This window comes from Brevibacterium luteolum, from assembly GCF_013004595.1.
GTDB lineage: Bacteria > Actinomycetota > Actinomycetes > Actinomycetales > Brevibacteriaceae > Brevibacterium > Brevibacterium luteolum.
Window position 1 is genome coordinate 137,234 of record NZ_JABEMC010000005.1, and the last position, 25,450, is coordinate 162,683.

Annotated in this window: 22 protein-coding genes and 1 tRNA gene; 13 read left to right on the forward strand and 10 right to left on the reverse strand. The window is 68.1% G+C overall.

The features are described from left to right. Nucleotides 1-80: 80 nt before the first annotated feature. The 7 genes from HLA91_RS09345 to HLA91_RS09375 all read left to right on the forward strand — a co-directional run bounded on the left by HLA91_RS09345 (nt 81) and on the right by HLA91_RS09375 (nt 8,328). Nucleotides 81-998 (forward strand): ABC transporter ATP-binding protein, encoded by a 918-nt coding sequence (locus HLA91_RS09345; protein WP_338076764.1) that lies wholly within the window; start codon nt 81-83, stop codon nt 996-998. Beyond that, on the forward strand, nt 995-3,049 hold the full coding sequence (locus HLA91_RS09350) for an AMP-binding protein (protein WP_170274453.1): 2,055 nt from the start codon (nt 995-997) through the stop codon (nt 3,047-3,049). Before HLA91_RS09345 ends, HLA91_RS09350 begins: the two co-directional genes overlap by 4 nt. Beyond that, nucleotides 3,046-3,918, forward strand: coding sequence for a branched-chain amino acid ABC transporter permease (locus HLA91_RS09355; protein ID WP_170274454.1), 873 nt, complete (start codon nt 3,046-3,048; stop codon nt 3,916-3,918). Before HLA91_RS09350 ends, HLA91_RS09355 begins: the two co-directional genes overlap by 4 nt. Nucleotides 3,919-3,921: 3 nt before the next feature. Continuing rightward, complete coding sequence (locus HLA91_RS09360; protein WP_204514217.1) at nt 3,922-4,986, forward strand: branched-chain amino acid ABC transporter permease; 1,065 nt, start codon at nt 3,922-3,924, stop codon at nt 4,984-4,986. Nucleotides 4,987-5,071: 85 nt separating this feature from the next. Continuing rightward, nucleotides 5,072-6,262 carry an ABC transporter substrate-binding protein gene (locus HLA91_RS09365; protein ID WP_170274455.1) on the forward strand — a complete coding sequence of 397 codons (1,191 nt, stop codon included), beginning with the start codon at nt 5,072-5,074 and terminating at the stop codon, nt 6,260-6,262. After that, nucleotides 6,259-7,110 carry an ABC transporter ATP-binding protein gene (locus HLA91_RS09370; protein ID WP_170274456.1) on the forward strand — a complete coding sequence of 284 codons (852 nt, stop codon included), beginning with the start codon at nt 6,259-6,261 and terminating at the stop codon, nt 7,108-7,110. The genes HLA91_RS09365 and HLA91_RS09370 overlap by 4 nt, the downstream gene beginning before the upstream one ends. Before the next feature lie 21 nt (nt 7,111-7,131). Then, nucleotides 7,132-8,328: a phenylacetate--CoA ligase family protein gene (locus HLA91_RS09375; RefSeq protein WP_170274457.1), complete on the forward strand. Its 1,197-nt coding sequence runs from the start codon at nt 7,132-7,134 to the stop codon at nt 8,326-8,328. A gap of 78 nt (nt 8,329-8,406) precedes the next feature. Here HLA91_RS09375 and HLA91_RS09380 read toward each other — a convergent pair whose 3' ends face one another. Both HLA91_RS09380 and HLA91_RS09385 read right to left on the reverse strand, forming a co-directional pair. Next, nucleotides 8,407-8,802 carry a fluoride efflux transporter FluC gene (locus HLA91_RS09380; RefSeq protein WP_170274458.1) on the reverse strand — a complete coding sequence of 132 codons (396 nt, stop codon included), beginning with the start codon at nt 8,800-8,802 and terminating at the stop codon, nt 8,407-8,409. Then, a complete protein-coding gene (locus HLA91_RS09385; RefSeq protein ID WP_170274459.1) occupies nt 8,799-9,290 on the reverse strand; it encodes a CrcB family protein in 492 nt (163 codons plus the stop codon). Before HLA91_RS09385 ends, HLA91_RS09380 begins: the two co-directional genes overlap by 4 nt. A 214-nt stretch (nt 9,291-9,504) precedes the next feature. Here HLA91_RS09385 and HLA91_RS09390 point away from each other — a divergent pair, with 214 nt between their 5' ends. Together HLA91_RS09390 and HLA91_RS09395 are read left to right on the forward strand one after the other, a co-directional pair. Then, on the forward strand, nt 9,505-10,044 hold the full coding sequence (locus tag HLA91_RS09390; RefSeq protein ID WP_170274460.1) for a YceI family protein: 540 nt from the start codon (nt 9,505-9,507) through the stop codon (nt 10,042-10,044). Nucleotides 10,045-10,154: 110 nt separating this feature from the next. Further along, on the forward strand, nt 10,155-11,207 hold the full coding sequence (locus HLA91_RS09395; protein ID WP_170274461.1) for a pirin family protein: 1,053 nt from the start codon (nt 10,155-10,157) through the stop codon (nt 11,205-11,207). A 39-nt stretch (nt 11,208-11,246) separates the two neighbouring features. On the opposite strand, the gene HLA91_RS09400 is transcribed toward HLA91_RS09395, so the two are convergent. From HLA91_RS09400 to HLA91_RS09425, 6 genes are all read right to left on the reverse strand, one after another. After that, nucleotides 11,247-11,894, reverse strand: a complete 648-nt coding sequence (locus tag HLA91_RS09400) for an HAD-IA family hydrolase (protein WP_170274462.1) — start codon at nt 11,892-11,894, stop codon at nt 11,247-11,249. A gap of 30 nt (nt 11,895-11,924) precedes the next feature. Next, nucleotides 11,925-12,683 (reverse strand): glucosamine-6-phosphate deaminase, encoded by a 759-nt coding sequence (locus tag HLA91_RS09405; protein ID WP_338076765.1) that lies wholly within the window; start codon nt 12,681-12,683, stop codon nt 11,925-11,927. Between the two features lie 243 nt (nt 12,684-12,926). Continuing rightward, complete coding sequence (locus tag HLA91_RS09410) at nt 12,927-13,262, reverse strand: TfoX/Sxy family protein (RefSeq protein WP_170274463.1); 336 nt, start codon at nt 13,260-13,262, stop codon at nt 12,927-12,929. A gap of 74 nt (nt 13,263-13,336) precedes the next feature. Continuing rightward, nucleotides 13,337-13,409 (reverse strand) — tRNA-Thr (locus HLA91_RS09415). A 183-nt stretch (nt 13,410-13,592) separates the two neighbouring features. After that, nucleotides 13,593-14,474 (reverse strand): DsbA family protein, encoded by an 882-nt coding sequence (locus tag HLA91_RS09420; protein ID WP_102161988.1) that lies wholly within the window; start codon nt 14,472-14,474, stop codon nt 13,593-13,595. A 139-nt stretch (nt 14,475-14,613) separates the two neighbouring features. Then, nucleotides 14,614-16,611, reverse strand: coding sequence for a protein kinase domain-containing protein (locus HLA91_RS09425; RefSeq protein ID WP_170274464.1), 1,998 nt, complete (start codon nt 16,609-16,611; stop codon nt 14,614-14,616). Nucleotides 16,612-16,673: 62 nt separating this feature from the next. Between HLA91_RS09425 and HLA91_RS09430 the strand changes: the two genes are divergently transcribed. Beyond that, on the forward strand, nt 16,674-19,097 hold the full coding sequence (locus HLA91_RS09430; protein ID WP_338076766.1) for a trehalose-6-phosphate synthase: 2,424 nt from the start codon (nt 16,674-16,676) through the stop codon (nt 19,095-19,097). A 41-nt stretch (nt 19,098-19,138) separates the two neighbouring features. Here the strand turns inward: HLA91_RS09430 and HLA91_RS09435 are convergent, their stop codons facing one another. Next, nucleotides 19,139-20,206 (reverse strand): substrate-binding domain-containing protein, encoded by a 1,068-nt coding sequence (locus HLA91_RS09435; protein ID WP_170274465.1) that lies wholly within the window; start codon nt 20,204-20,206, stop codon nt 19,139-19,141. Continuing rightward, nucleotides 20,206-21,258 (reverse strand): LacI family DNA-binding transcriptional regulator, encoded by a 1,053-nt coding sequence (locus HLA91_RS14080; protein WP_170274466.1) that lies wholly within the window; start codon nt 21,256-21,258, stop codon nt 20,206-20,208. Before HLA91_RS14080 ends, HLA91_RS09435 begins: the two co-directional genes overlap by 1 nt. A 119-nt stretch (nt 21,259-21,377) precedes the next feature. On the opposite strand from HLA91_RS14080, the gene HLA91_RS09445 reads away from it, so the two are divergent. The 3 genes from HLA91_RS09445 to HLA91_RS09455 all read left to right on the forward strand — a co-directional run bounded on the left by HLA91_RS09445 (nt 21,378) and on the right by HLA91_RS09455 (nt 25,138). After that, nucleotides 21,378-22,748, forward strand: coding sequence for a DUF4032 domain-containing protein (locus HLA91_RS09445; RefSeq protein WP_170274467.1), 1,371 nt, complete (start codon nt 21,378-21,380; stop codon nt 22,746-22,748). Then, on the forward strand, nt 22,745-23,539 hold the full coding sequence (locus tag HLA91_RS09450; RefSeq protein ID WP_170274468.1) for an SDR family NAD(P)-dependent oxidoreductase: 795 nt from the start codon (nt 22,745-22,747) through the stop codon (nt 23,537-23,539). The genes HLA91_RS09445 and HLA91_RS09450 overlap by 4 nt, the downstream gene beginning before the upstream one ends. A gap of 192 nt (nt 23,540-23,731) precedes the next feature. Continuing rightward, nucleotides 23,732-25,138, forward strand: coding sequence for an MFS transporter (locus tag HLA91_RS09455; RefSeq protein ID WP_102161994.1), 1,407 nt, complete (start codon nt 23,732-23,734; stop codon nt 25,136-25,138). The last annotated feature ends 312 nt before the right edge of the window (nt 25,139-25,450 follow it).

The following is a 25,450-nucleotide window of genomic DNA, read 5'->3' on the forward strand; positions in this document are numbered from 1 at the left end:
ACCTATTGTCTATCGTGACAGTGATGCCGATCACAGCGGTCTGTCTCACTCTCGCTTTCGCAACGACGCAAGGAGATCACGTGCGAACACGCGCCTACCGCCACTCCCTCAGCGGGAGCACGATGCCGCCGGGCCAGCCGCTGCTGCAGGTCTCGGATCTCTCGCTGCGCTTCGGCGGTGTGCGCGCGCTCTCCGATGTCAGCTTCACCGTCACCTCCGGCACCATCCACGCCGTCATCGGCCCCAACGGCGCCGGAAAGTCCTCACTGCTCAACTGCGTGTCGGGACTGTACAAGCCCACCGAGGGCGAGATCGCGCTGCGCTACGTCGTCGGCGAGACCGGCCGCCACCTCGGCGAGCACTCACCCGAGGAGCGCGAACGCCGCGCTTCGACCGACCAGCCGCACGAGTACGCCGACCGGACGCTCACCCGCCTGTCGCCGAACCGGGTCGCCCGCCTCGGCGTCGCCCGCAGCTTCCAGAACATCGAGCTCTTCGAGCATCTGACGGTGCTGGAGAACATGATGCTCGGCCGGCACATCCACATGCGCCAGAACGTGTTCTCGGCGATGCTGTGGCTCGGCCCGGCCCGCCGGCAGGAGATCGAGCACCGCGAGATCGTTGAGGAGATCATCGACCTGCTGCAGCTGCAGGCCTACCGCAAGAAGCCGGTCGGCACGCTGGCCTACGGCATCCAGAAGCGCGTCGAGCTCGGCCGGGCGCTGGCGCTGCAGCCGGCCCTGCTGCTGCTCGATGAGCCGATGGCCGGCATGAACGCCGAGGAGAAGGAGGACATGGCCCGCTACATCCTCGACGTCCACGAACTCGCCGGCGTCTCGATGGTCCTCATCGAACACGACATGAACGTCGTCATGGACATCTCGAACCGCGTCACCGTCCTCGATTTCGGCCGCGTCATCGCCGACGGCACTCCTGCTGAGGTGATGGCCGATCCGCAGGTCATCGAGGCCTACCTGGGAACGGAGGCAGTCCGATGACCGCCGCACCTGAGCACAACACCACTGGCAGCCGCGGCTTCACCGCCGACCGGCCCCCGCACGCGATCACCAAGACGATGCCGCAGTACCTCGATGCGCTCGCCGCCGCCCACCCCGAGCGGGTGGCGATGCAGGAGAAGCGCTACGGGATCTGGCAGCCGATGAGCTGGGCGCTCTACCGCGAGCGCGTCCGCGACTTCGCCCACGGGCTCGTGACCCTCGGCATCAGCCGCGGTGACATCGTCGCCGTGCTCGGCGACAACCGGCCCGAATGGCTCATCGCCGAACTGGCCTGCCAGTCTCTCGGCGCCAGCGTCGTCGGCATCTACCCGACCTCACTCGGCAGCGAGATCACCCACATCCTGCACACCGCCGGTGCGCGCGTGGTCGTCGCCGAGGATCAGGAGCAGGTCGACAAGCTGCTGGGCCTGCACGCCGAGCTCGGCACCGAGTCCATGCTCGAGCACATCGTGTTCTACGACCCGCACGGCCTGGAGCAGTACACCGACGAGATCCTGCTCGACTTCACCGACGTCGAAGACGCCGGCCGTGCCTGGGCGGCTGAGAATCCCGGCTGGCTCGATGAGCAGATCGCCGCCGGCCACCCTGATGACCTCGCCGTCATCTGCACCACCTCGGGCACGACCTCGAAGCCGAAGCTCGCCGAGCTCTCCCACGCCAACCTGCTGTCGATGGCCGAGCACCTGACAGCCATCGACCCGATCGTCGCCAAGGACCGCTACGTCTCGATCCTGCCGTTTGCCTGGATCGGCGAGCAGATGCTCGCAGTGGCCTGCGGCCTGTACTGCGGGCTGACGATCTCCTTCCCCGAAGACGCCACCACCCAGAAGTCCGACCTGCGCGAGATCGGCCCCGACGTCATGTTCGCCCCACCCAGGATCTGGGAGTCGATGCTCTCAGAGGTGCAGGTGCGCATCGACGAGGCCGGGAAGATCAAGCGCGGCATCTTCGGCTGGGGCTATGAGATCACCGACCGGCTGGCGAGCAAGCGCACCTCCGGCAAGCGGCTGAGCGGCTGGGATAAGTTCATCGGCTCGATCGCCGATGCGGTGGCCACCCGCCCGGTGCGCGAACAGCTGGGGCTGACCCGCATCAAGCGCTGCTACACCGGCGGTGCCCCGCTGGGCCCGGACGTGTTCCAGTTCTTCCACGCCATCGGCGTCAACCTCAAGCAGATCTACGGCCAGACCGAGATCTGCGGCATCGCCGTCGTCCACCGCGACGACGGAGTCTCCTACACCTCGGTCGGCGAACCGCTGCCGGGCACCGAACTGCAGTTCGGCGACAATCAGGAGATCATGCTGCGCTCCTCCTCGGTGTTCCGCGGCTACCACCTCAACGACGCAGCCACCGCCGAGACCGTCACCCCGCAGGGCTGGCTGCACACCGGCGACGCCGGCTACCTCGACGAGGCCGGCCACCTCGTCGTCGTCGACCGGCTCAAGGACGTCGTCACCGCAGCCGACGGCACCATGTACTCGCACGCCTTCATCGAGAACAAGCTGAAGTTCTCCCCCTACATCGAAGAATCCGTCGTCTTCGCCGGCACCGGGGTCACCAACCCCGAGACGGTCGACGCCGAGCATCCGATGTGCGCGATCGTCACGCTCGACCCGGCGACCGTCTCTGCGTGGGCCGAGCACGAGAAGCTGTCGTTCACCACCTACACCGACCTGGCCGCCAAACCCGAGGTGTACGAGCTCATCGCCGAGGAGCTCGCCCGGGCGAACGAGGACCTGACCGAGACGATCCGGATCCGGCGCTTCGTGCTGCTGCACAAGCAGTTCGATCCCGATGACGACGAGATCACCCGCACCCGCAAGGTCCGGCGGTCCGTCATCGCCGAACGCTACTCCTCGATCATCGAAGCGCTGGCCTCGGATGCCGATGAGGTCACCATCTCGGCAGCCATCACCTATCAGGACGGCTCCGTCGTCGAACGCTCGATTCCGCTGCGGATCTTCGATCTTGAGTCCTACACAGTTCCCGCCGGACGGGGACGCAGAAAAGTCTGGAGTGGTCGACAGTGAGCACCTTCATCACCCTCGTCATCTTCGGCCTCTCCGAGGGCGCCATCCTGGCGCTGGCCGCACTGGGCTTCGTGCTCATCTACAAGGCCACCGGCGTCATCAACTTCGCCCAGGGCGAGTTCCTGCTCATGGGCGCCTACACCTTCTACACCGCCTGGGTCATCTTCCAGCTGCCGCTCATCGTCGCGATCATCATCGGCATCATCATCGCCGTCATCGTCGGCGGCGTGGTCGAACGCTTCATCCTCAGACCGATGGTCGGCCAAAGCCACATCTCGATCATCATGGTCACCATCGGCTTAGCCGGGCTGCTGAGCGCCCTTGTGCAGATGTTCTTCGGCACCCAGCCGCGGGCGATGCCCGCACTGTTCCCGACGAACTCGGTGTCCCTGCTCGGCGGATCGGTGCCGGCCAACCGGCTGTGGGTGCTGCTCATCGCCGCGATCGTGCTGACCCTGCTGACGCTGTTCTTCCAGAAGTCCAAGCACGGCATCGCGATGCGCGCGGTCGCCGATGACCAGCAGGCGGCGATGACCGTCGGCATCTCCGTGCGCCGCGTGTTCGCGATGTCGTGGGGGCTGGCCGCCATCAGCGCGCTCATCGCCGGCATCCTGCTCGCCGACGTCACCGCAGTGGAGATGAACATCGTCAGCTTCGGCCTGCTCGTCTTCCCCGTCGTCATCCTCGGCGGACTCGACTCGGTGCCCGGCACCATCGTCGGCGGCCTGACCATCGGCCTGCTGACCGCCTTCGTCTCCGGCTACCTCGATCCCGGCCTGGCGGAGGTCATCCCGTACATCGTGCTCGTGCTCATCCTGCTCGTCCGCCCCTACGGCGTGTTCGGCGAGAAGCGGATCGAAAGGGTCTGATCCATGTCTGCAGCTATCGAAACCGGTCGCCACCACCGGTCCTACAACTCGGAGATGCGACTGTGGCACACCCGCCCGCAGATGGTCCGGATGGCACTCGTGGCCGTCATCGCGATCCTCGTGCCCTTCGTCTTCGACAACTACTGGCTCTCGATCGCCAACACCGCACTCATCGCAGCCGTCGGTGCGATCGGCCTCAACATCCTCGTCGGCTACACCGGCCAGATCTCACTGGGCCAGGGCGGCTTCCTCGCCGTCGGCGCCTTCACCTCGGTCATCCTCACCGACCGGATGGGGATGCCGGCACCGATCTCGATCCTGTGCGCCGTCGTGCTCACCTCGGTCATCGGCGTCATCATCGGCCTGCCGGCGCTGCGGCTCAAGGGACTGTACCTGGCGATCGCGACCCTGGCCTCGCAGATGGTCATCATCTTCATCGTCCGCCGCTGGGGCTGGCTGACCGAAGGACAGGGCTTCGTCGACGTCAACCGGCTGGAGGTCTTCGGCTTCCGGATCGAACGCTCCAGCTTCGAACAGCAGTGGTACGTCATCCTGCTCATCATCACGGTCATCGTCGCCATCACCGCCACCAACCTCTTCCGCACCGGCGTCGGCCGCTCCTTCATGGCCGTGCGCGACCAGGACATCGCCGCCTCGGCGATGGGCGTCAACCTCACCCGCACGAAGCTCACCGCCTTCGCCGTCTCCAACGCCTACGTCGGACTCGCCGGTGCGCTGCTGGCGCACTACACGGAGATCATCTCGTGGGAGAAGTTCACCATCGACGTCTCCATCCTGTACCTGGCGATGATCATCGTCGGCGGCATGGGCTCGGTCGCCGGCTCCATCTACGGGGCGATCTTCATGTCCTTCCTGCCGGTCATGGTCCGCATGGTCGCCGACGCCCTCGGCGGGGTCGCACCGATGCTGCAGCGCCAGCTGCCGGCCTTCGAGCATGCGATCTTCGGCCTTGTCATCATCGTCTTCCTCATCGCCGAACCGCGCGGACTCCAACGGATCTGGCAGCGGATCAAGGACTACTTCGGCTACTGGCCGTTCCGCTACTGACCATCCGACCTCGACATCATCCACCATCACCACCCGCTGCGCAGCAGCCGCACCACTGGACCGGTGCACAACATCAGGAGGAACCATGAAACGCACCACCATCACTTCGGGAATCGCCCTGTCGGCGGCCTCCCTCATGCTGCTGAGCGCATGCGGCGGGGGCGGATCGGCCAGCGCCGACTCCGATGAGCCGATCGTCATCGGCATGATCGCCGACCAGTCCGGCGCCACCGGCGACGTCGGCGCCCCCTACAACGAGGGCATGCTCGCCTACGTCGACTACCTCAATGCCAACGGCGGCATCGAAGGCCGGGAGATCAAGGCCGAGTCGAACGACTACGCCTACGAGATCCCCAAGGCCGAGGAACTCTACCGCCGCTACGTCAACGACGAGGCCGTCGCCATCCAGGGCTGGGGCACCGGCGACACGGAAGCGCTGCGCACCCGCGTGGCCAACGACGAGCTGCCGTTCATGTCCGGATCCTTCGCCGAGGACCTGACCGATCCCGAGGAGTCGCCGTACAACTTCCTCGTCGCCCCCACCTACTCCGACCAGATGCGTGTGGCGCTCAACTGGATCGCCGAGGACGCCGGCGGCAATGCCGGTGTGGCCGTGCTGCACCACGACTCGCCGTTCGGCACCTCCCCGGTCGAGGACGGCAAGGCCTGGGTCGATGAGAAGGGCCTCGACATCGACTACAAGTCCTACGCGATGCCGGCTGGCACCACGAACTACGCCGGCCTGCTCAGTCAGGTCAGCGACGCGAAGTACATCGTCATCCAGAACGTCTCATCGCCTGCCGCGCAGTTGGCCAAGGACCTGCAGGCCCAGGGCGGGGACCAGAAGATCGTGTGCCTGAACTGGTGCGCCAACGAGCTGTTCATCACCTCTGCCGGTGATGCCGCCAACGGCCACGTCATGGTCCAGCCGATCGCCCCGCTCAACGCCGACAAGCCCGGCCACGAGCAGATCGTGTCCTACCTCGAGGAGAAGAACGAGGACCCGGACTCGAAGATCACCAGCTACGTGCAGGGCTGGTACACGATGCACGTCATGGCCGAGGGCATCCGCCACACCATCAAGGAGGGCAACGACCTGACCGGCGCGAACATCCGCGAATCACTGGAGACCATGGGCGGCATCGACACCGGTGAGGTCATCGGCGACGGCACCGTCGAGTTCTCCGCCGACTCCCACCGCGGCTCGACGTCGTCGAACCTCTACGAGGTCAAGGACGGCGCGATGGAGGAGATCGAATCGGGAGTCACCCCATGACCGCCGAACCGCTGACGGCCCCGGGCGCGAGCCCGGGGCCGGGGGCCGGCGACCAGCCCGCCGCCCTGCTGGCGATCAACAACATCGAAGTCATCTACGACGACGTCATCCTCGTCCTGCGCGGCCTGTCGCTGACCGTGCCCGAAGGCCAGATCGTCGCCCTGCTCGGCTCCAACGGCGCCGGCAAGTCGACCACCCTCAAGGCCGTCTCCGGGCTGCTGCCGAGCGAACAGGGTGAGGTCGCCTCCGGGTCGATCACCTTCGCCGGCACCGACATCACCCGGATGGACGCACCCGAGCGGGTCAAGCACGGGCTGAGCCTGTGCATGGAGGGCCGGCATGTGTTCCCGCACCTGACGGTGGCCGAGAACCTCGCCGCCGGCGGGTACACGAAGAAGGGCAACATCAGCTCGCAGCTCGACTTCGTCTACGAGTTCTTCCCCAAGCTCGGCGACATGCGCTCACGCACCGCAGGCTTCCTCTCCGGAGGCGAGCAGCAGATGCTGGCGATCGGCCGGGCGCTCATGGCCGAACCGAAGCTGCTCATGCTCGATGAGCCCTCCTTGGGCCTGGCCCCGCTGCTGGTCGAGGAGATCTTCGAGACGATCGGCCGGCTCAATGCCGAGACCGGGCTGACGGTGCTCGTCATCGAGCAGAACGCGCAGACCGCGCTGTCGGTGGCCCACCACGGCTACATCATGGAGCAGGGCCGGATCATGCTCGAAGACGAGGCCAAGGCACTGGCCGAGAACCCGGATGTCAAGGAGTTCTACCTCGGCATCGGCGGCGACGGGAAGAAGAGCTACCGCGACGTCAAGCACTACAAGCGCCGCAAGCGCTGGCTCTGATCGCTGAGGTGAGGAGAGAACATGAACGCCCAGGACACCCGTGTGCCCGCCGGTTTCACCCAGCAGCTGGAAGAGGCGCTGGCCGGCAACCCGGAACTTGAAGCCCGGTTCGCCGAGCACAGCTTCGACCCGGCAGGCGCTGCTGAGCTGGCAGACCTCGATGCGCTACCGGTGCAGAGCAAGGACGAGCTTCTCGCCAGCCGCGCGCATCTGAGCCCGAGCTTCACCCCGCGCCGGATCTTCCAGTCCCCCGGCCCGATCTACGAGGCGCAGCCTCCCGGCGCTGACCCGTGGCGCTGGGGCGAGGCGCTGCGTGCGGCAGGGCTGGAACCCGGTGATGTGGTCGCCAACTGCTTCGGCTACCACCTCTCCCCTGCTGGGGCGATGTTCGATGAGGCGATCAGCGCCGCCGGGGCGACCGTCCTGCCGGCCGGGATCGGCAGCCAGCAGCTGCAGGTCCGGGCACTGACCGACCTCGGGGTGCGGGGCTACGTCGGACTGCCGAGCTACCTCAAGGCCCTCATCGACGTCCACGCCTCTGCCGGCGGCACCCCGGGCGACTTCCCGGTCCGCTGGGCGCTCGTGACCGCCGAGCCGCTGCCCGATGAGCTGCGTGCGGCACTGACCGAGTGGGTGCCCAGCGTCCGGATGGCCTATGGCTCAGCCGAGGCTGGGCTCATCGCCTATGAGGACGGGCAGCATCCGGGCATGGTGACCGCCGACGGCATCGATGTCGCCGTGTGCAGCATCGACACCGGTGAGCGCCTCGATGCCGACGAGGGCGAGGTCGTGCTCTCGCTCGTGCGTCCCGAGGCGCCGCTCATCCGGTTCGGCACCGGGGATCTCTCGGCCTGGGTCACCGATGGTGACGGCCAGCCGGCCACCGATGCCCGCGGCCGCCGCTATTTGGCCGGTGTGCTCGGCCGGGTCGGGCAGGCGATCAAGGTCCGCGGCATGTTCCTCCACCCCCGCCAGGCGGCCGAGGTGATGAGCCGGGTCGACGGTGTCGAATCCTGCCGGTTCGTCATCACCCGCACCGGCCACCGCGATGAGGTCACGTGTGAGATCGTGCCCGCCGCAGGTGCCGACGCCGAGGCGGTTCTCGCCTCAGCGGCGGAGGAGATCCGGGCGGGCCTGCGGTTCAATGCTGAGGTCCGTGCCGTCGATGAGCTTCCCGGCGACGAGGGCATCCTCGTCGATGCCCGCAACTGGGACTGAACCCCTGAAACCGGTCTCCCATCTGGGCAGGGAGCCGGCAGACGCCGTCGCACATTCATGCGGCGGCGTCTTGTCGTCTCACCCGGCCAGCAGCCAGCCGATGAGTACCCCGAGGGCCGCGGCGGCCAGGGCGGTGAGCATCATCCCGAGCCCGTAGGTGAGCCCGGCGCGGATCCGGCCGCCGGCCAGCAGCCGGGCGGTCTCGACGCTTGCGGTGCCCAGCGTCGTAAAGCCGCCGAGGAAGCCGGTTCCGGTGATGACGAGCCAGCCAGGCAGCGCGCTGCCCGGCAGTCCTGTGCGGGTCAGGGCCATGGCCAGTCCGGTGAGCAGGCCGAGGGCGAAGGAGCCCGTGACGTTGATGAGCGCCGTCGCCATCGGCACCTGCGCGACGCGCAGACGCGCCAGCCGGATGTCGAGGGCATAGCGCAGCGCCCCGCCGCAGCCGGCGGCCAGTGCGAGGAGGACAGCAGTCATCGCACCTCCCCGCGCGGTCGGGTCCACCGGCGAGCCGCAGCAATCCCGAGCGCGGCCGCGATGACCCCGCCGATGAGCGTGATGATGACGCTGCCGGCTGCCCAGAGCAGCATCCCGGTCTCGACTCCGTGACCTGTCGCCTGTCCGGTCAGCGCTGCCGGCCTGGCGAGCGCTGCAGCGAATGGCGCGGCGGCATCGACGGTGAGGGCGCTGTAGGTGGTGAACCCGCCGAGCAGCCCGGTGCCCAGGCCGCGCTGCGCCAGCCGCAACCAGCCAGCCGGCATTCTGTCCTGCCGCCAGGCGAGTGCTTCGAGCAGCAGCCCGAGGCAGAAGCTGCCGACCAGATTCACGATGAGCACCGCGAGCATCCCGTAGCCGGCCGGGATCGCAAGCCCGAGCCCCCAGCGGGCGAGGCTGCCAGCGGCGGTGCCTGCGAAGACAGCGGCCAGCAGCAGCGGTGAGAGCTCAGAGGCCCGGCCTGTGCGCATCGGCTCCCCTCCTGCCTGCTGACTGTCGACCGGATCAGGCTATCCGATGCACCCAAGCCAGCCACCGCCTCGGGCGCGGCCCCTGGAGCAGACCCAGCGTGGCGCATCACACACCCCCTTTAGTTGAAGTTTAAATTACATGGCGTTAGAGTAGTGACTGTTCGGCCGGCAGACCGCCGCCGTCAGCACATTCCCGATCTCGTGAAGGAGCATCATGACCACTCTCACCCCTGGCATCTGGAAGCTCGATATGTCGCACACGCTCATCGGCTTCAGCGTCCGCCATGCCGGCATCAGCAAGGTGCGCGGCAGCTTCAATGACGCCGACGCCACCCTGACCGTCGGCGACTCGATCGCCGACTCCCGCGTCGAGGCCGCCGTGCAGGTCGCCTCGTTCGACTCCGGCGATGAGAACCGCGACGCCCACGTCACCGGCGAGGACTTCTTCGACGCCGCCCAGCACCCGCAGATGACCTTCGTCTCTACCGGCGTCGAGGGCACCGAAGAGGAGTTCACCCTCACTGGTGATCTGACGATCAAGGGCACCACCCGCCCGGTGACCTTCGATGTCGAGTTCGGCGGCGCGACCGTCGACCCGTTCGGTGCGACCCGCGCCGGATTCGAGGCGACGACGAAGATCTCCCGCAAGGACTTCGGCATCACCTGGAACGCCGCCCTCGAGGCCGGTGGTGTGCTCGTCGGCGACACCGTCACCATCACCATCGACGCAGCCTTCGTCCGCAGCGAGGACTGACCCTAAGGCCCGGGCAGAGTCAGTGCCTGCCCGTCCCGCACTCGGGCCCTGGAACGACCCTGTTCCGGGGCCCGAGTGCTCTCTAGACTGAGGGAGACGAGAGGACTGCGATGAGCAACACCGAACCTGATCCGCCTGAGCGGGTGTGCGCCGGGACCGAGGCGGCCGGCACCGAGATCCTCACACCCCGGGAGGTGCCGCTGGGCGGGCCGCGGGCAATGACGGTTCACCGCACACTGCCGCAGCGGGCCCGGTCGCTCATCGGCCCGTGGTGCTTCGTCGACCATTTCGGCCCCGATGACGTCGCCGCCACCGGCGGGATGAACGTCCCCCGGCACCCGCACACCGGCCTGGCGACGGTCACGCTGCTGTTCGCCGGCGAGGTCGAGCACACCGATTCGACCGGCTTTGCCAACACCGTCAGACCCGCCGAGGTCAACCTCATGATCGCCGGCTCCGGGATCTCGCACTCGGAGTTCTCCAACCCCGCCACCCGGATCCTGCACGGCGTGCAGCTGTGGTACGCGCTGCCGGAATCCGAGCGCTTCGGCCAGCCGGGCTCCCAGCATCATGTCGCCGAGTCGGTCGAACTGCCCGGCGGGCAGGTGTGGACGTATCTGGGTGAGTGCGCCGGCCTGCGCTCCCCCGTTGAGACACGGGTCGAAGCGCTGGCCGCACAGATCCACGTCGAACCCGGCGAGCAGGTACGCTTCGACGTCGACCCGGAATATGAGCTCGGGCTGCTCGTCGACCAGGGTGCCGCACAGCTGAGGGCCAGCGGCGGCGTGGCGTCTGCCGGTGGGGACGCCACCGCGGTGACGTCGCGCGAGCTTGCCTATGTGCCGCCGGGCTCAGACCAGCTGACGATCGCCGCCGGTGACGAGGCGGTGCGCGCGGTGCTCATCGGCGGCCGGCCTTTGGGTGAGCAGATCGTCATGTGGTGGAACTTCGTCGCCCGCAGCCATGACGAGGTCATCACCTTCCGGCGGGCCTGGCAGGCTGAGATCGGTCACCCCGACGCCGAGGCGGCCGGCACCGAGGCACGAGACACTGAGCTTCCGGCTGCGGCAGCAGGTATGGACTTCGGGCCGTTCCCGGCCGGCACCCCGGATCCGCTGCCGGCCCCGCGGCTGCCGAATGCCCGGCTGCGGCCACGCAGCTGAGCGACCTGCCGGCTGGTCTGCTCAGCCAGGGCTCGCGGATCAGTCGGTGATCTCGACGATGATCCCGTCGTCTGCCGGAGTGAACCGGCAGGCAGTCAGGTCGAGTACGCGGGCATGCGCGTTGGTGAGCTCATCGATCGCATGCGAGGTCGCCACTCCGAGCACATGGGCACCGGCTGCGAGCCCGGCACGGATGCCGGCCGGGGCGTCTTCGATGACGAGGCACTGGGCCGGGTCGACACCGAGCTGACGGGCAGCGGCGAGATACCCCTCGGGATCGGGTTTGCCGTTCTCGACGTCCTCAGACGTCACGAGCACCTCGGGCACCGGCAGCCCGGTGATCTTGAGCCGGGGCACCATAACGTGCCGTTCGCCTGAGGTCACGGCAGCCCAGCTGCCGGACGGAAGCAAGGTGAGGATGTCGCGGGTGCCGGGCAGGGCGATGACGCCGTCGGTGTCGCTGACTTCGAGTTCGTTGAGCCGGCGCATGGCCGCCTCAACCTGGTCTGCGTCGATGTGCTCGATGAGCACGTCCTGGCTGCGCCGGCCGTGGCTGGTACGCAGGATCGCGTCGGCGTCGATGCCCTGTTCGCCTGCCCAGGTCCGCCAGGTGCGTTCGACGGAGGCGGTGGAGTCGACGAGTGTGCCGTCGATGTCGAACAGGATGGCCCGGCAGGTCAGTCGCATGCGGTCGGTCTCCTCTTCAGCCGGCTGGTCTCAGCCGGCGTCGGTGCTTCGGGGGTCTCCGCTGACGAGGCGGGAGGCGGCTGCCGCATCGAGGAACACCTCGAGCGCGGGGTGGTCCTGCAGGGCGCTGGCGGGCACGGCCTCATCGACCGGCCCGTCGATCATCGCGGCGACCGCCTCGGCTTTGCCTGCGCCGAAGGCGAGCATGATCGCCTTGCGCGATTCGAGGATCGTGCCGATCCCCTGGGTCAGCGCCTGGGTGGGCACCTCGTCGATCGAGTCGAAGAACCGGGAGTTGGCCTCGCGGGTCTCAGCGGTGAGGTCGACGACCCGGGTGCGGGAGTCGGCCGGTGAGCCGGGTTCGTTGAAGGCGATGTGACCGTTGGGCCCGATCCCCAGGATCTGCAGGTCGACTCCGCCGAGGCCTGTGATGCCATCTTCGAAGGCAGCGGCAGCGGCGTCCGGGTCGGCGGCGTCACCTTCGGGCAGCACCGTGTGGGCAGGGTCGATGCCCCAGGGTTCGAGGATCTGCTCGGCGATGTAGTGCCGGTAGCTCTGCGGGTGCTCGGCCGGCAGGCCGATGTACTCGTCCAGGCAGGTGATGCGCAGACCGGAGAGGTCGAGACCCTCACCGGCACGGCGGGTGAGTTCGGCGTAGAGCGGTTCGGGGGTTGAGCCGGTGGCGATGCCGATGACGGCCTCGGGGTTGGCGCGGACGAGCTCTTCGACCTGGTCGGCTGCTTCGGAGATGAGTTCGGCGATGTCCTCGCCGGTCACCACGTGCATCATCGTTCACTCCTCATCTCGCGGCCGTCTCGGAAGACGCCGGTCACGGTCATGCCGTCACCCCATAGTACGAAGTCCGCCGGTCTTCGACGCCTTCATCAACAAGGGTGTCGGCAGGTTCTGCATTAAGCACGGCTCGAATCCGGACGCCAGGTTCATCATCGGCACCATCTACCGCCTGCTCGTCCCGATCGGCCCGCATCACCTGCGGCAGGTGCAGTCCGGTGTGCCAACGTACTAGCACGATCAACTCACCTGGCGGTTGTGCTCCATCGCGACGTCCAGCCATGCGGCCAGACCCTCGTCACTGTCGATCGCAGCGGCGTCGACTTCTATCCAGCCAGGACCCATCTCACGGTCGGCGCCCATCGTCGCCTGCTGCGCGCCGGGCCGGGTGAGAAGCTCCGCGTGTTGATCGGCGCCCACCCGCACGAGCAGACCGCCGGACTTCAGCGCGCTGACAGCCAGCTTCTCATTGACCACGAACGACCGGCCGTCGAACATCGACACCTCACGCAGCACCGGTTCGTTCGCGAACAGGATCCGCAGGCGTTCGACGAGAGCTTCTTGTGCAGGGGTCATGACTGGGCCCTTCGGTGCCGACCAGAACCGACATCAGGATATCGGACCGCAGGCAGGTGTCAGGGCATGAGAAGAGCCCCCTGTCAGACTCGAACTGACGACCTTCGCTTTACAAGAGCGGTGCTCTACCAACTGAGCTAAGGAGGCGCGCTCACCGCAGTGAGCCTAAGACAGTGTAGAACATCGGCCTGCCGTCCGCCACGCACGCCCCCACGACTGCGCCCCGCTCTTCTCGGCACCAGCCCCACAACCGCACCCGCCAACGACTGACGCCCGCCGGTCACGAATTCCGTGACCGACGGGCGTCTGCCAGCTCAAGCGCTCAGGCGATCAGTTGCCGCCGGCGGCGCGCAGCACCTCAAGCGGGAACTTCTGCGGATCCTGCTCGCGGAAGGACTCGGTCTCCTTGCCGTTGATGAGCACACGCGGGGTGCCGGAGAGTCCGCGCTCGTCGAACGCGGCCTTCGTCTCCTTCTCCACGGACTTCGCGAAAGCCTGCTCGGTGATGCAGCTGCGCACATCCGAGGCATCCGAATCCTCGGGCTCGACCTTCGCGCTGACATCGACGCCGGCGTCTTCGGCGATCTTGATGATCTGGTCATCCTCCATGCCCTCAGCACCTTCCTGCGGCTGCTGAGCGAACATCGCCATGACGAAGTCCGAGTATCTCTGCACCTGGCCGGAGTCGGCGACACAGGCAGCAGCGTTGGCCGCACGAGTGGAGTACTTGTTGCCGCCCGAGGCGTTGTCGAGGAACGCGACCGGCGCGTACTGCAGGGCGATCTTGCCCTCCTCGACGAGCTTATTCAGCGTCTTGCCGTGGGTGTCCTCGAAGGCCTTGCAGGCCGGGCACTGGAAGTCGAAGTACACCGTCACGACAGCAGCGTCGGAGCCGAGCGGAGATTCGGCGATCGGCGGCGGCGGGTTCTCGCCGGGCTCCTCGATGCCGGGCGCGGTGTAGGCCTTGAGCTCATCGCCGTCCTTGGCCACGGTCATCGTGCCCTCGGCGTAGTTGCGGGGGCCGGCCACCGGCTGCATGCTCTGGAAGATGAGGAAGCCGACGACGGTGAGGAAGGCGACGACGACGACACCCACCGAGGTGAAGAGGATCGTCTTGGCCTTCTTCTCCCGCCGCGCGTCGTTCTCTGCGATCTGCCGCGCCTTCTCGCGCGCTGCCTGTCGGCGATCGGCGGCCGATGAGTTCTTCGCCATGTTTCCTCACGTGATGTCGGTCGCTGCGCGGGCTTCGGCGCAGGCGCTTACTGGTTCGACAGCTATCTTAGATCCTCGGCCATCCTACGCGGTTCAGCAGTTCTTCAGGGGGATCCGCTCCCGAGGCGGTGGCTGGGTCCTACAGTTCGGAGGCGCGTGGGATGAGCTCGAGTGGGTTGAAGGTCAGCGGCCACCAGGTGACGCCGGCGGTGGAGAGGATGACGCTGACGGCCATGACGAACAGCAGCGCGAGCACCCCGAACATGATCCATTCGCCGGTGCGGTTGCGGGCGATCGAGGTGAGCGCGGCCCGTGAGCCGACGCGCAGGTTCGCCGATCCCGGCCCGAACCACAGCACGAGCGCATAGGACAGCCCGGCTGCCCACAGGGTCCATTCGAAGGACCGGCCAGAGGGCACGATGCCGGCGATGTCGAGGCGCATGAGCACGGCGACTGCGACGAAGGCGACGGCCGGCAGGATCATCGAGAACAGCGAGGTGAACACCGACCGGAACAGCGCACCGGGCAGGCTGGCGATCGAGGACCACACCGATACACCGGAGGGTCCGTCGTTGAACTGCCGCCAGTTGCGCACCTGGGCCATCGACCCGGTCGTGCGGGCGGCGACCTGCCACAGGTAGGAGGCAATGAGCATGATGACCGGCCCGAGCGCTACGAGCGTGACGGCCAGCAGGTTGAGCATGAGCAGCGGCCATGCTCCGCCGAGGCGCGGCGGACGCGGCGGGCCGGGCGGCTGCAGCTGCTGGGGCTGCCAGGGCTGCTCGGCCGGCACCGGGGCGCCGGCATGCTGGTAGCGCTCGACCTGCTGATGCGGCTGGGGCCGTGGGTCGATGCCGAGCGGGCCGTAGGCCGGCGGTGAGCCGACGGCTGCGTGCGCCGGACCCGAGGCGTGTGCCGAACCAGAAACGTGTGCTGAGCCTGAACCGGCCGGCTGGCTGCCCTGCATGCGGCCGTGCTGGCTGCCGTAGGGGGCTGCTCCCCCGTAGACGCTGCCACCAGGTGTGCCAGACGAGGGCTGGACAGGCTGCGGACGGCCGCCGGGGGCGTTGCCGTGGCGGGGCACCCCGTGCTGGTCAGGGCGGTGACCGGCGAAACCCCCGGCCTGCAAGCCCTCCATGCCGCCGGGCTCGCCGCCAAGGTGGTAGACACCGCCGGGACCGGTGCGTCCCATCGGGCCGGTCGGCGGGGCCAGTGGATCATGGGCTGCTCCGGCTGCAGCGCCGAAAGCTCCTGCCGCACCGACGGCAGGCAGATCGACCCGGGCGCCGCCGGTATCGCCGCGGCCGGGTCCGGCCGCATGACGGGGGCTCCCGAGTGCAGGCAGCTGCCCAGATTCGATGTCGACGAGGGCGTCGAGGATCATGGCCCCCGATGGCCGCCGCTCGGGTTTGGGGTCGAGGCAGGCCTGCAGCAGGGGCACGAACAGCTCCGGCGCCCCTTCGAGGTTGTGCCGGCCGGTGGCCACGCGTCCGAGCACCGCTTCGAGCGGGCCGGAGCCGTACGGGTTGCGGCCGGTGGCCGCAAACGCCATCGTCGCCGCCCAGCCCCACCAGTCGGTCTTCTCGCTGGCGTCGCGGCCGTCGGCGATCTCGGGGCTGAGATAGCCCGGGGTGCCCATGACGAGGCCGGTGGCGGTGACCTTGACTTCGTCGGCGGCCTGGGCGATACCGAAGTCGATGACCATCGGCTCGCCGTCCATGATCATGACGTTAGCCGGCTTCAGGTCGCGGTGGATGACGCCTGCTTCGTGCACGGCGTTGAGCGCATCGAGCAGCGCATGGCCGAAGTGGACGAGCTCATCCTCGGCGAACGGGCCGTTGTCGCGCACATCGTCAGACAGCGTCTGCCCGTCGACGAACTCAGTGATGATGAACGGCTGCGCGGTCTCAAGTTCGGCGTCGAGGACCGCTGCGATCCGCGGATGCTTGATCCGCCTCAGCGTCCGCACCTCACGGGCGAGCCGCTTGCGGGCAGTCTCGTCGTTGGCGATGTGCGCGTGCAGCACTTTGACGGCGACCGGGTTGTTCTCAGCATCCACCCCGAGGTGGACGACGCCCATGCCGCCGGAACCGAGTTCATTCAGCAGCCGATAACCGCCGAGTTCCTGTACTGCCACTCAACCCAGGTTAGCTGAGGCGGTAGAGTTTCTCATGAGGATCGAGTGCTGATAGGAGTAACGTGATTCACACCTCCGCCCCGTTGGAAGCTCGTTCACCCCTGGTGGCCCCGCCGGAGGACGGGGCTGACTTCATCGTCGTGGCCAACCGGCTCCCGGTGGACCGCGACACCTCAGGTGAGCCGCCGTCCTGGCGAACCTCACCCGGAGGTTTGGTCACCGGCGTCGCCCCGGTCATGCAGGCCCACAAGGGTGCCTGGATCGGCTGGGCCGGAGTGGCAGATGAGGAATTCGATCCGTTCGACATCGACGGCATGCACCTCGTGCCGGTGCCGCTGAGCTCGGAGGAAGTCCGCCGCTACTACGAAGGCTTCTCCAATGCCACGCTGTGGCCGCTCTACCACGACGTCATCGTGCCTCCGGAGTTCCACCGCACGTGGTGGAACAGCTACCGGACGGTCAACCGGCGCTTCGCCGAGGCGGTCGCGCGCACCGCCTCGGAAGGGGCGACGGTGTGGGTGCACGACTATCAGCTGCAGCTGGTCCCCTATCTGCTGCGCGGCATGCGACCGGACGTGCGCATCGGCTTCTTCAACCACATCCCGTTCCCGCCGTGGGAGATCTTCGCGCAGCTGCCGTGGCGCGCCCAGATCCTGCGCGGGCTGCTCGGCGCCGACCTCATCGGCTTCCAGCGCCCGGCCGATGCCCAGAACTTCCGCCGAGCCGTGCGCATCTGCCTGGGCCTGCCGAGTTCGGGCAATCTGGTGAAGATCCCAGCGGCAGAAGACCCGGCCAGCGAACTCGGTGATACGACGACGATCACCCGCACCGCCGAGGCGAGCGCCTTCCCGATCTCGATCGACACCGAACATCTGGCCGAACTCGCCCGCGACCCGAGGATCTGTGCGCGGGCCAAGGAGATCCGCGCCGAGCTCGGCAACCCGGAGACGATCCTGCTCGGTGTCGATCGGATGGACTACACCAAGGGCATCCGCCACCGGCTCAAGGCCTACGGCGAGCTGTTCAACGACGGTGTGCTCGATCCGGGCACGGTGACCCTTGTGCAGATCGCGACCCCGAGCCGTGAGCGCATCGACCAGTATCAGCAGATCCGCACCGATGTGGAGCTGGCGGTCGGCCGGATCAACGGCGAGTACTCCGGGATGGGGCATCCGGTCATCCACTACTTCCACCACTCCTATCCGCGCGATGAGATGACCGCGCTCTACATCGCCGCCGACGTCATGCTCGTGACCGCCCTGCGCGATGGAATGAACCTCGTGGCCAAGGAGTACGTCGCCTGCCAGACTGATGACGACGGAGTGCTCGTGCTCTCCGAGTTCGCCGGTGCCGCCGAGCAGCTGACCCAAGCGGTGATGGTGAATCCGCATGACATCTCCGGCCTCAAGTCCCGCATCGCCGCAGCGGTGACGATGGATCCCGGTGAGAAGCGCGCCCGCATGCGCGCCATGCGCGAGGGCCTCGCTGAGGAGGACGTGCGCGCCTGGTCCGATGCCTTCCTCGCCCGCCTCCAGCAGACCGACCGGGCCGGCCTGGCCGAGGCCGCAGCCCACATGCGCACCGACCAGCACCCGACCGACGCTGATGCCCAGCCGGATTCCGCCCCCGGCTACTCGGATCCCGACGACATCGACATCACCGCGCTGGCAGCGGCCGACCGGCTGCTCGTCGGCCTCGACTTCGACGGGGTCATCGCCCCGCTGGTCGACAATCCGATGGACGCCGCGCCGCTGCCGGCCTCGGCTGCCGCGGCCGAGGCGCTGGCTGCTGAACCGAACACGGTCGTCGGCTACATCTCCGGGCGCAACCTCTCGGTGCTCAAGCATCTGTCGAACGCACCCGAGGGTGCGATCTTCATCGGCTCGCACGGGGTGGAGAGCGATTTCAGTGCAATCGGCGGGGAGGACATCGGCGCTGCCGACGGCCGCCGCTCGGGCGGCAATCCGGCCGCAGGCACCTACGCGAGCGGGCCGAGCAATGATGAGCAGGCGCTGCTCGATGAGCTTGATGCCGCCTTCACCGACATCCGCACCCGCACCCCCGAGGAGGGCCACGGGCTGCTGCGCATCGAGCGCAAGCCGCTCGGCCGGACCTTCCACACCCGCGGCTGCTCGGAGAACCGCACCGCCTTCTACGCCACCGAGCTCGAAGCCCTGGCCAAGCGGCTGGGCCAGCTGCGGTTCCTCACCGGGCACGAAATGTTCGAGTTCGCGCTGCGCCACCAGACCAAGGGCAACGGCCTGGAGCGGATGATCCGCCAGACCGGTGCGACTGCCGCGCTCTACATCGGTGATGACCGCACAGATGAGGATGCGTTCAAGAAGCTGCGCACCTACCCGGAGGACTTCCCGCGCCTGTCGATCAAGGTCGGGCCCGCTGGCACCGCCGCCGAGGTGCGCCTCCAGTCCCCCGATGACGTCGCCGTGTTCCTCGGCCGGCTCGCCGCCGCCCGCGCCGGCCGCTGACCACCGGGTTCTGCAGTTCCGGCTGGTGCTGACCGGCTGGTTCAGCGCCGGCCGATGGCCCGTTCGGAGGCCCGCAGGACGAGTTCGGGGCTGACGCGGTAGTCCGGCAGCTGGGGTGTGCGTCCACCGCCGGCACCCGCCGCGCCGACACCGGACCCGCCGGCACCGGATCCAGCAGCCCCTGCACCATCGGCGCGCATGAGCCGTTCGAGCTCGCGCAGCGCAGCCTCAGCCAGGGCGGCCCAGTCGAAGGTCACCTGCGACATCGGCGGGTGGATCACCTCGGCGTCGGGCATATCCCCGACCGTCAGCAGCGAGAAGTCCTGCGGGACTGCCAGGCGCAGCCGGCGGGTCGATTCGAGGAACCCGAAAGTGATCGCCGGCGCGCAGCTGATCGCCGCCGAGCATTGCGCCTCCAGCAGCTCATCGGCTGCCTGCGAACCGGCCAGGATCCCCGGACCTGCCACGACGACCGGGGCCTGGTCGCGGGTGGCGGGGATGTGCAGCACATCGGCCATCGCCCGCCGGAACGCGCTCACCCGGGTGGAGGCAGCCGAGTCCTCGGGTACGACGAGCCCGATGCGCCGGTGACCGAGGTGGATGAGGTGGCGGACTGCGGTGCGGATGCCCTCCCCGGAGTCGAGGACGAGCTGGGCGAAGCCTTCGTGCCGGGCGTTCGAGACGCGGATGACCGGCACTCCGTGGGCGGCGAGCCGCTGAGCCTCGGGACCGGCCGAACCGCCGCCGAGCACCACCGCGCCGGCGACGCCGAAGGACTCGAGCACCTCGGCGGCCGATGCGAGGTCCGGGCCGGTCTGGATGCGCACGGCCACCCAGCCGAGGGCGAAGATCCGCTCGACGATCTCCAGATAGAGGCTCTCGAACGGGTCGACGTCACCGGCGAGCGGGGCGGCGTGCACAACCGCGATGACGGTGCCGCTCCGGGCCGCCTCATCCCCGTGCCGCACACCGAGCGTGCCGAGTGCTACGGCGACGGCACGGCGGGCGGCCGCCGACGTGCCGGACTGCTCTCTGAGCACCCGGGAGACCGTGGAGACCGACAGCCCGGAGGCCACCGCGATCTGCTTGAGCGAGATGTCCGAACGCATCAGGTCCTCGCCGCCGCAGTCGACTGACGGGCCAGGAGCCTCGGCCGCAGCGTCGGCGGAACCGAGGCGAGCTGCCGGCCGGGCAGGCCGAGCACGCTGCGCACGCCGGCGGCCAGCGCCTCGGCCAGCGCCTGGTTGTCCAGCCGGAGCACGGTGGCCGGCGGGTCTGTGTAGCGCATCGTCGAGAAATCCCCGAACCCCACCACGGACAAGTCGCGCGGGATCGCCAGGCGTCGGCGGCGGACGGCGGCGAAGACGCCGTGCAGCTGCAGGGCGGATTGGACGATGACAGCCGTGCAGGTGGCGTCGCGCAGCTGGGTGGCTGCGGCGATCCCGCCGGAGTGGGACTTCGGGACGGCAGCGATCCACTCATCGAGCCGGTCGGTGACATCGCGCATCGGGTGCTCACGCCGGAACCGGTTCTTCAGCCGCTCGGCCAGCGCGCCGGAGTCGTTGCACACCAGGCCGATGCGCCGGTGGCCGAGCGCGTGCAGATGCTCGAACGCCAGGCTCATCCCACCGGACAGGTCGACCCGGGCGGCGATCCACTCAGCGTCGATCGCTGGGCCGGCCACCGCCTCGGGACCGGTGTCCCCCGTGACCGAGGTGTCGCTCGCCTCGGTGCCGGTGGCCGCGGTGGGCCAGGCGGCGGTCGCCTCGGCGAAGCGGACGACGGGGACGTCGACGTCGAGTGGGGTGAAGGTGGGGGTGACGACGAGGGCGGCGCCGGCGTCGATGCAGGCGCGGACCTCGGCGATGTCCTCGTCAAGGAACGGAGTGGCGGCGATGATGCCGGTGTCCTGGAGCTGCATCGACAGCGAGCGGCACACCTCGATCTGCCAGTGCTCCGGCTGGGCCGGTGCGCACACGGCTACGAGCCGGGCCGCCTGCCGATGCAGCAGGGTCGAGCGGTCGTAGCCGAGGGAGCGCACGGCGTCGAGCACCCGGGTGCGGGTCGCCTCGGCGACGGTGCCGCGGCCGCCGAGCACTCGCGAGACCGTCGTGACCGACACGCCTGCCGCCTCGGCGACGTCCTCCAGCCGAACTCTCATAGCGCCAGTCTACGGCGGGCGCACGGGCGGCAGCGGTGGCCCGGCCAGCGGTTTCGCTACGATGGGAGCGCAGCTGCGGCCGCCGACGCCTGGCGGCCAGCCGGCCTGCGGGAGGACACGTGAAGATCCACGCCGATCAGTTCGCTGAGCTCGTCGAGACGCTGCCGTGGGATGTGCCGCTGCAGCGGTGGAAGCCCGAGCTGCTCATCGGCCTGCCACGCGGCATCTCCCGGCATGTGGTGCGCTTCGTCGAGTTCGAAGGCACGATCCTAGCGGTCAAGGAGACCCAGGATGCGATCGCAGTGCGCGAATACGAACTGCTCACCGCACTCGCCGATCTCGACGCGCCTGCCGTGCGGCCGCTGGGGTACGTCACCGGGCGAACCGATGCCGACGGCCAGCCGCTGCCTGGGGCGCTGCTGACTCCGCATCTGTCGTATTCGCTGCCGTTCCGCGATCTGTGCGGTTCCCAGGTGCCCCCGCACATGGCCGATCTGCTCGTCGACGCCCTTGCGGTGCTCATCGTCAGGCTGCACCTCGTGGGGTTCTTCTGGGGTGATGTGTCACTGTCGAACACGCTGTTCCGCCGCGATGCTGACGCGCTGGCCGCCTATCTCGTCGACGCCGAAACCGGGGAGCTGCACGACTCGCTGTCAGCCGGGCAGCGCAGCCACGACCTCGATCTGGCGCGCACGAACATCGCCGGGGAGTTCCTCGACCTGCAGGCGGGTGGCCTGGCCGACCCGGATGTCGATCCGATGGCGATGAGCAACCGGCTGTGCGAACGCTATGACGAGCTGTGGGCCGAGCTCACCACCGTTGAGGCGTTCAACATGTACGAGCGCTGGCGCATCGACCAGCGCATCGAACGGCTCAACGAGCTCGGCTTCGATTTAGGCGAACTGACGGTCACGACCGACCTCGACGGCGTCACCACGCGCATCGAACCCAAAGTCGTGGCACCGGGGCACTTCCAGCGCCGGCTCAGACGGCTGACCGGGATCGAGGCGGAGAAGCAGCAGGCCCGCCGGATGCTCAACGACCTCGATGTCTACCGGGCGGCGAATGGGCTCGATGATGAGGACGAGGCAATCGTCGCCGAGCGCTGGCTGGCTGATGTCTACCGGCCGGTGCTCGAGGCGATCACCGATGAGTACAGCGGCCGGCTGGAGCCGCCGCAGGTGTTCCACGAGTTCCTCGACCACCGCGCGGAGATGGCCGAGGCCGCTGGCCGGGATGTCTCCACGCCCGAGGCGGTGGCCGCCTACCGCGACGAGAAGCTCGCCCATTACCCGCACGAGGCCCACCTGCTCCGCGATCCGGACACCGCGGTGCTGCGGCGGCTCGCAGAGGCAGAATTAGCGCAGGCAGACCCTGCTTCGGCAGAATCAGCGGAGACAGACCCTGAACCGGCAGAGTCCGGGCATATGCAACCGGAGACACCGGAACCGCCGGCTGCGGCGGATGAGACGAGAGAAGGACCCCGATGAGCGCATCTCCCCGCATTCCCGACCTGTTCGACCTGACCGGGCGCACCGCCGTTGTCGTCGGTGCCGCCTCGGGCCTGGGCCAGGCCTCGGCACTTGGGCTGGCCGACGCCGGTGCCCACGTCGTGTGCGCCGACCTCGACCTCACCGGCGCCGAGGCGACCAGCATGATCATCGAGCAGCGCACCGGCAGTGCTGCGACCGCCGTCGAACTCGATATCACCTCGACTGCAGCCGTCGACGCGGTCGTCGAGCGCTTCCCCGCTGCCGAGGTGCTCGTCATGACCCCGGGCATGAATGTGCGCAAGAGGATGACTGAGACGACCGATGACGAATTCGACCGGGTCATCGACATCAATCTCAAGGGCACGTACCGGCTCATGCGCAGTTTCGGCCGTGAGATGGCCAGCCGGCAGCGCGGTTCGATCATCACATTCGCCTCTTTCCGCGCGATCGTCGTCGAACCCGGACAGGGGATCTACGCCGCCGCCAAGGCCGGGGTCGTGCAGCTGACGAAGACGCTGGCCAGCGAGCTCGGCGCCGCAGGCGTGCGGGTCAACTCGATCCTGCCCGGACCGTTCGAGACTCCGCTGACCGAGCAGATCAAATCCGATGAGGAGTGGTGGGACGCCTACGCCCAGAAGGCCGCGCTCGGCCGCTGGGGCCTGCTGCACGAGATCGCAGGACCGGTGCTGTTCCTCGCCTCAGATGCCTCCAGCTACGTCACCGGGCACTCGCTGCTCGTCGACGGCGGCTGGATGGCCCAGGACGGACGCTTCACCCCACGGGTGTGACACCTCGGGACGGGTGACTGCGACCGGCAATTATGACCCACATCTGTGACCAGCGTCTCATTTAGTGGGACACGGGCGGCGGCAGCGAGCCGGCGGCGATATACCTGACGGAAGCCAACGCGGACGGCGGGCGAAGGCACGATCTGCGCTCACTGCCGGGCCGCGCACTTCTGCCGACAAGGACCGCCCTCGATGACGACGTCCCGCCACCCCGCACCGACCGCAGCCCACGCCGAGCTGCGCAGGCGAACCCTGCGCAAAGTCGCCCTCCGGCTCACCCCGTTCCTCGGGCTGCTGTACTTCATCAACTACCTCGACCGGACGAACATCGGCTTCGCCGGACCCAACGGCATGAACGACGAACTCGGCCTGACGCAGACGATGTTCGGCCTGGCCTCCGGCGTGTTCTTCATCGGTTACCTGCTGCTGGAGATCCCCTCGAACCTCGCGCTGCACAAGTTCGGGGCCCGGCGCTGGATCGCCCGCATCCTCGTCACCTGGGGCATCATCGCAGCCCTCATGGCGTTCATCCCGGCCGGCAGCTGGCTGGGCATCGGCGGCGAGTGGTGGCTTGTCATCCTGCGCGTGCTGCTCGGCATCGCCGAGGCCGGATTCTTCCCCGGCATCATCCTGTACCTGACCTTCTGGTTCCCCAAGCGCGAGCGGGCGAAAGCGATCTCGTTCTTCATGCTCGCCATCCCCGCCTCCTCGGTGCTCGGCGCGCCGCTGTCGGCCTGGCTCATCGAGCACGGCGACGGCCTGCTGTGGGGCATGACCGGCTGGCGGTTCATGTTCCTCATCGAAGGCCTGCCGGCAGTGCTGCTCGGCTTCATCTGCTGGTTCTTCCTCACCGACCGCCCGCACGATGCGAAGTGGCTGGCCGATGACGAACGCGCCTGGCTCAAGGCCGAGATGGACCGCGAGGAAGAGGAGACCGCAGCGACCTACCATGTGCCGCTGCGCACCTCGCTCACCAGCGGCCGGGTCTGGGCGCTGGCGTTCGTGTACTTCGGTGTGGTCTACGGCCTGTATGCCATCAGCTTCTTCCTGCCGACGATCATCAGCGGTTTCCAGGAGCGCTTCGGGGTGGAGTACTCGCTCATGGAGCGCGGCCTGCTCACCGCCGTGCCGTTCGCCTTCGCCGCTGTTGCGATGATCTTCTGGGCCCGCCACGGCGACAAGACCGGCGAGCGTGTGTGGCACGTCGCCCTGCCGACCCTCGTGGCCGCCGCGGTCATCCCGGTGACCTCGTTCGTCAACTCGCCGTTCCTGGCGATGGTGTGCGTGTCGATCTTCGCCTGCGGTGTCATGTGCGCTCTGGCGACGTTCTGGCCGCTGCCCACCGCGTTCCTCTCCGGTGCCGCAGCTGCTGCCGGTGTCGCCCTGGTCAACTCGATCGGCAATATGTCCGGTTTCTTCGCCCCGTACATCACCGGCTTCCTCGCTGACACGACCGGTTCGCAGTCGGCGGGCATGTGGGCGATCAGCGTAGCGATGGTCATCGCTGCGATCATCACGATCTCACTCGGCGCGCTGCCGAAGACGAAGACTGGTGGCACGCAGCCGGCGGTCGACCCGCGCAACGTCGACGTCAGCTGAGCAAGCGGCGGGCTGGGATCGTCGGCGGTGCGCCGGGGCTGGGTAACGGTCGGCGCTGGCCGGCCCACCCATGATGGTTCTGGGCCGTGCGATCGCACCAGTAGTCGTTGAGTGCCGAATCCTCGCTCGTGGATTCTGCACTCAACGGCTATATTTTGGCCGATTCGTAGCCGTTGAGTGCAATATCGAGTGTCGTCGATTCAGCACTCAACGCGATCCGCTGAAATGGCGGACACTCAAGCCCCGGCGGGCACAGCACGTGGGCGTGCACTTCGTGCCGACTCGAGCACCGTCGATTCCACACGAGAAGCA

Bases quoted from the DNA above. Each gene is read 5' to 3' on its own strand.
- HLA91_RS09350 (WP_170274453.1), top strand. From the start codon at position 995: ATGACCGCCGCACCTGAGCACAACACCACTGGCAGCCGCGGCTTCACC.
- HLA91_RS09360 (WP_204514217.1), top strand. From the start codon at position 3,922: ATGTCTGCAGCTATCGAAACCGGTCGCCACCACCGGTCCTACAACTCG.
- HLA91_RS09365 (WP_170274455.1), top strand. From the start codon at position 5,072: ATGAAACGCACCACCATCACTTCGGGAATCGCCCTGTCGGCGGCCTCC.
- HLA91_RS09370 (WP_170274456.1), top strand. From the start codon at position 6,259: ATGACCGCCGAACCGCTGACGGCCCCGGGCGCGAGCCCGGGGCCGGGG.
- HLA91_RS09375 (WP_170274457.1), top strand. From the start codon at position 7,132: ATGAACGCCCAGGACACCCGTGTGCCCGCCGGTTTCACCCAGCAGCTG.
- HLA91_RS09380 (WP_170274458.1), bottom strand. From the start codon at position 8,802: ATGACTGCTGTCCTCCTCGCACTGGCCGCCGGCTGCGGCGGGGCGCTG.
- HLA91_RS09385 (WP_170274459.1), bottom strand. From the start codon at position 9,290: ATGCGCACAGGCCGGGCCTCTGAGCTCTCACCGCTGCTGCTGGCCGCT.
- HLA91_RS09390 (WP_170274460.1), top strand. From the start codon at position 9,505: ATGACCACTCTCACCCCTGGCATCTGGAAGCTCGATATGTCGCACACG.
- HLA91_RS09395 (WP_170274461.1), top strand. From the start codon at position 10,155: ATGAGCAACACCGAACCTGATCCGCCTGAGCGGGTGTGCGCCGGGACC.
- HLA91_RS09400 (WP_170274462.1), bottom strand. From the start codon at position 11,894: ATGCGACTGACCTGCCGGGCCATCCTGTTCGACATCGACGGCACACTC.
- HLA91_RS09405 (WP_338076765.1), bottom strand. From the start codon at position 12,683: ATGATGCACGTGGTGACCGGCGAGGACATCGCCGAACTCATCTCCGAA.
- HLA91_RS09410 (WP_170274463.1), bottom strand. From the start codon at position 13,262: ATGACCCCTGCACAAGAAGCTCTCGTCGAACGCCTGCGGATCCTGTTC.
- HLA91_RS09420 (WP_102161988.1), bottom strand. From the start codon at position 14,474: ATGGCGAAGAACTCATCGGCCGCCGATCGCCGACAGGCAGCGCGCGAG.
- HLA91_RS09435 (WP_170274465.1), bottom strand. From the start codon at position 20,206: ATGCGTTCGGACATCTCGCTCAAGCAGATCGCGGTGGCCTCCGGGCTG.
- HLA91_RS14080 (WP_170274466.1), bottom strand. From the start codon at position 21,258: ATGAGAGTTCGGCTGGAGGACGTCGCCGAGGCGGCAGGCGTGTCGGTC.
- HLA91_RS09450 (WP_170274468.1), top strand. From the start codon at position 22,745: ATGAGCGCATCTCCCCGCATTCCCGACCTGTTCGACCTGACCGGGCGC.
- HLA91_RS09455 (WP_102161994.1), top strand. From the start codon at position 23,732: ATGACGACGTCCCGCCACCCCGCACCGACCGCAGCCCACGCCGAGCTG.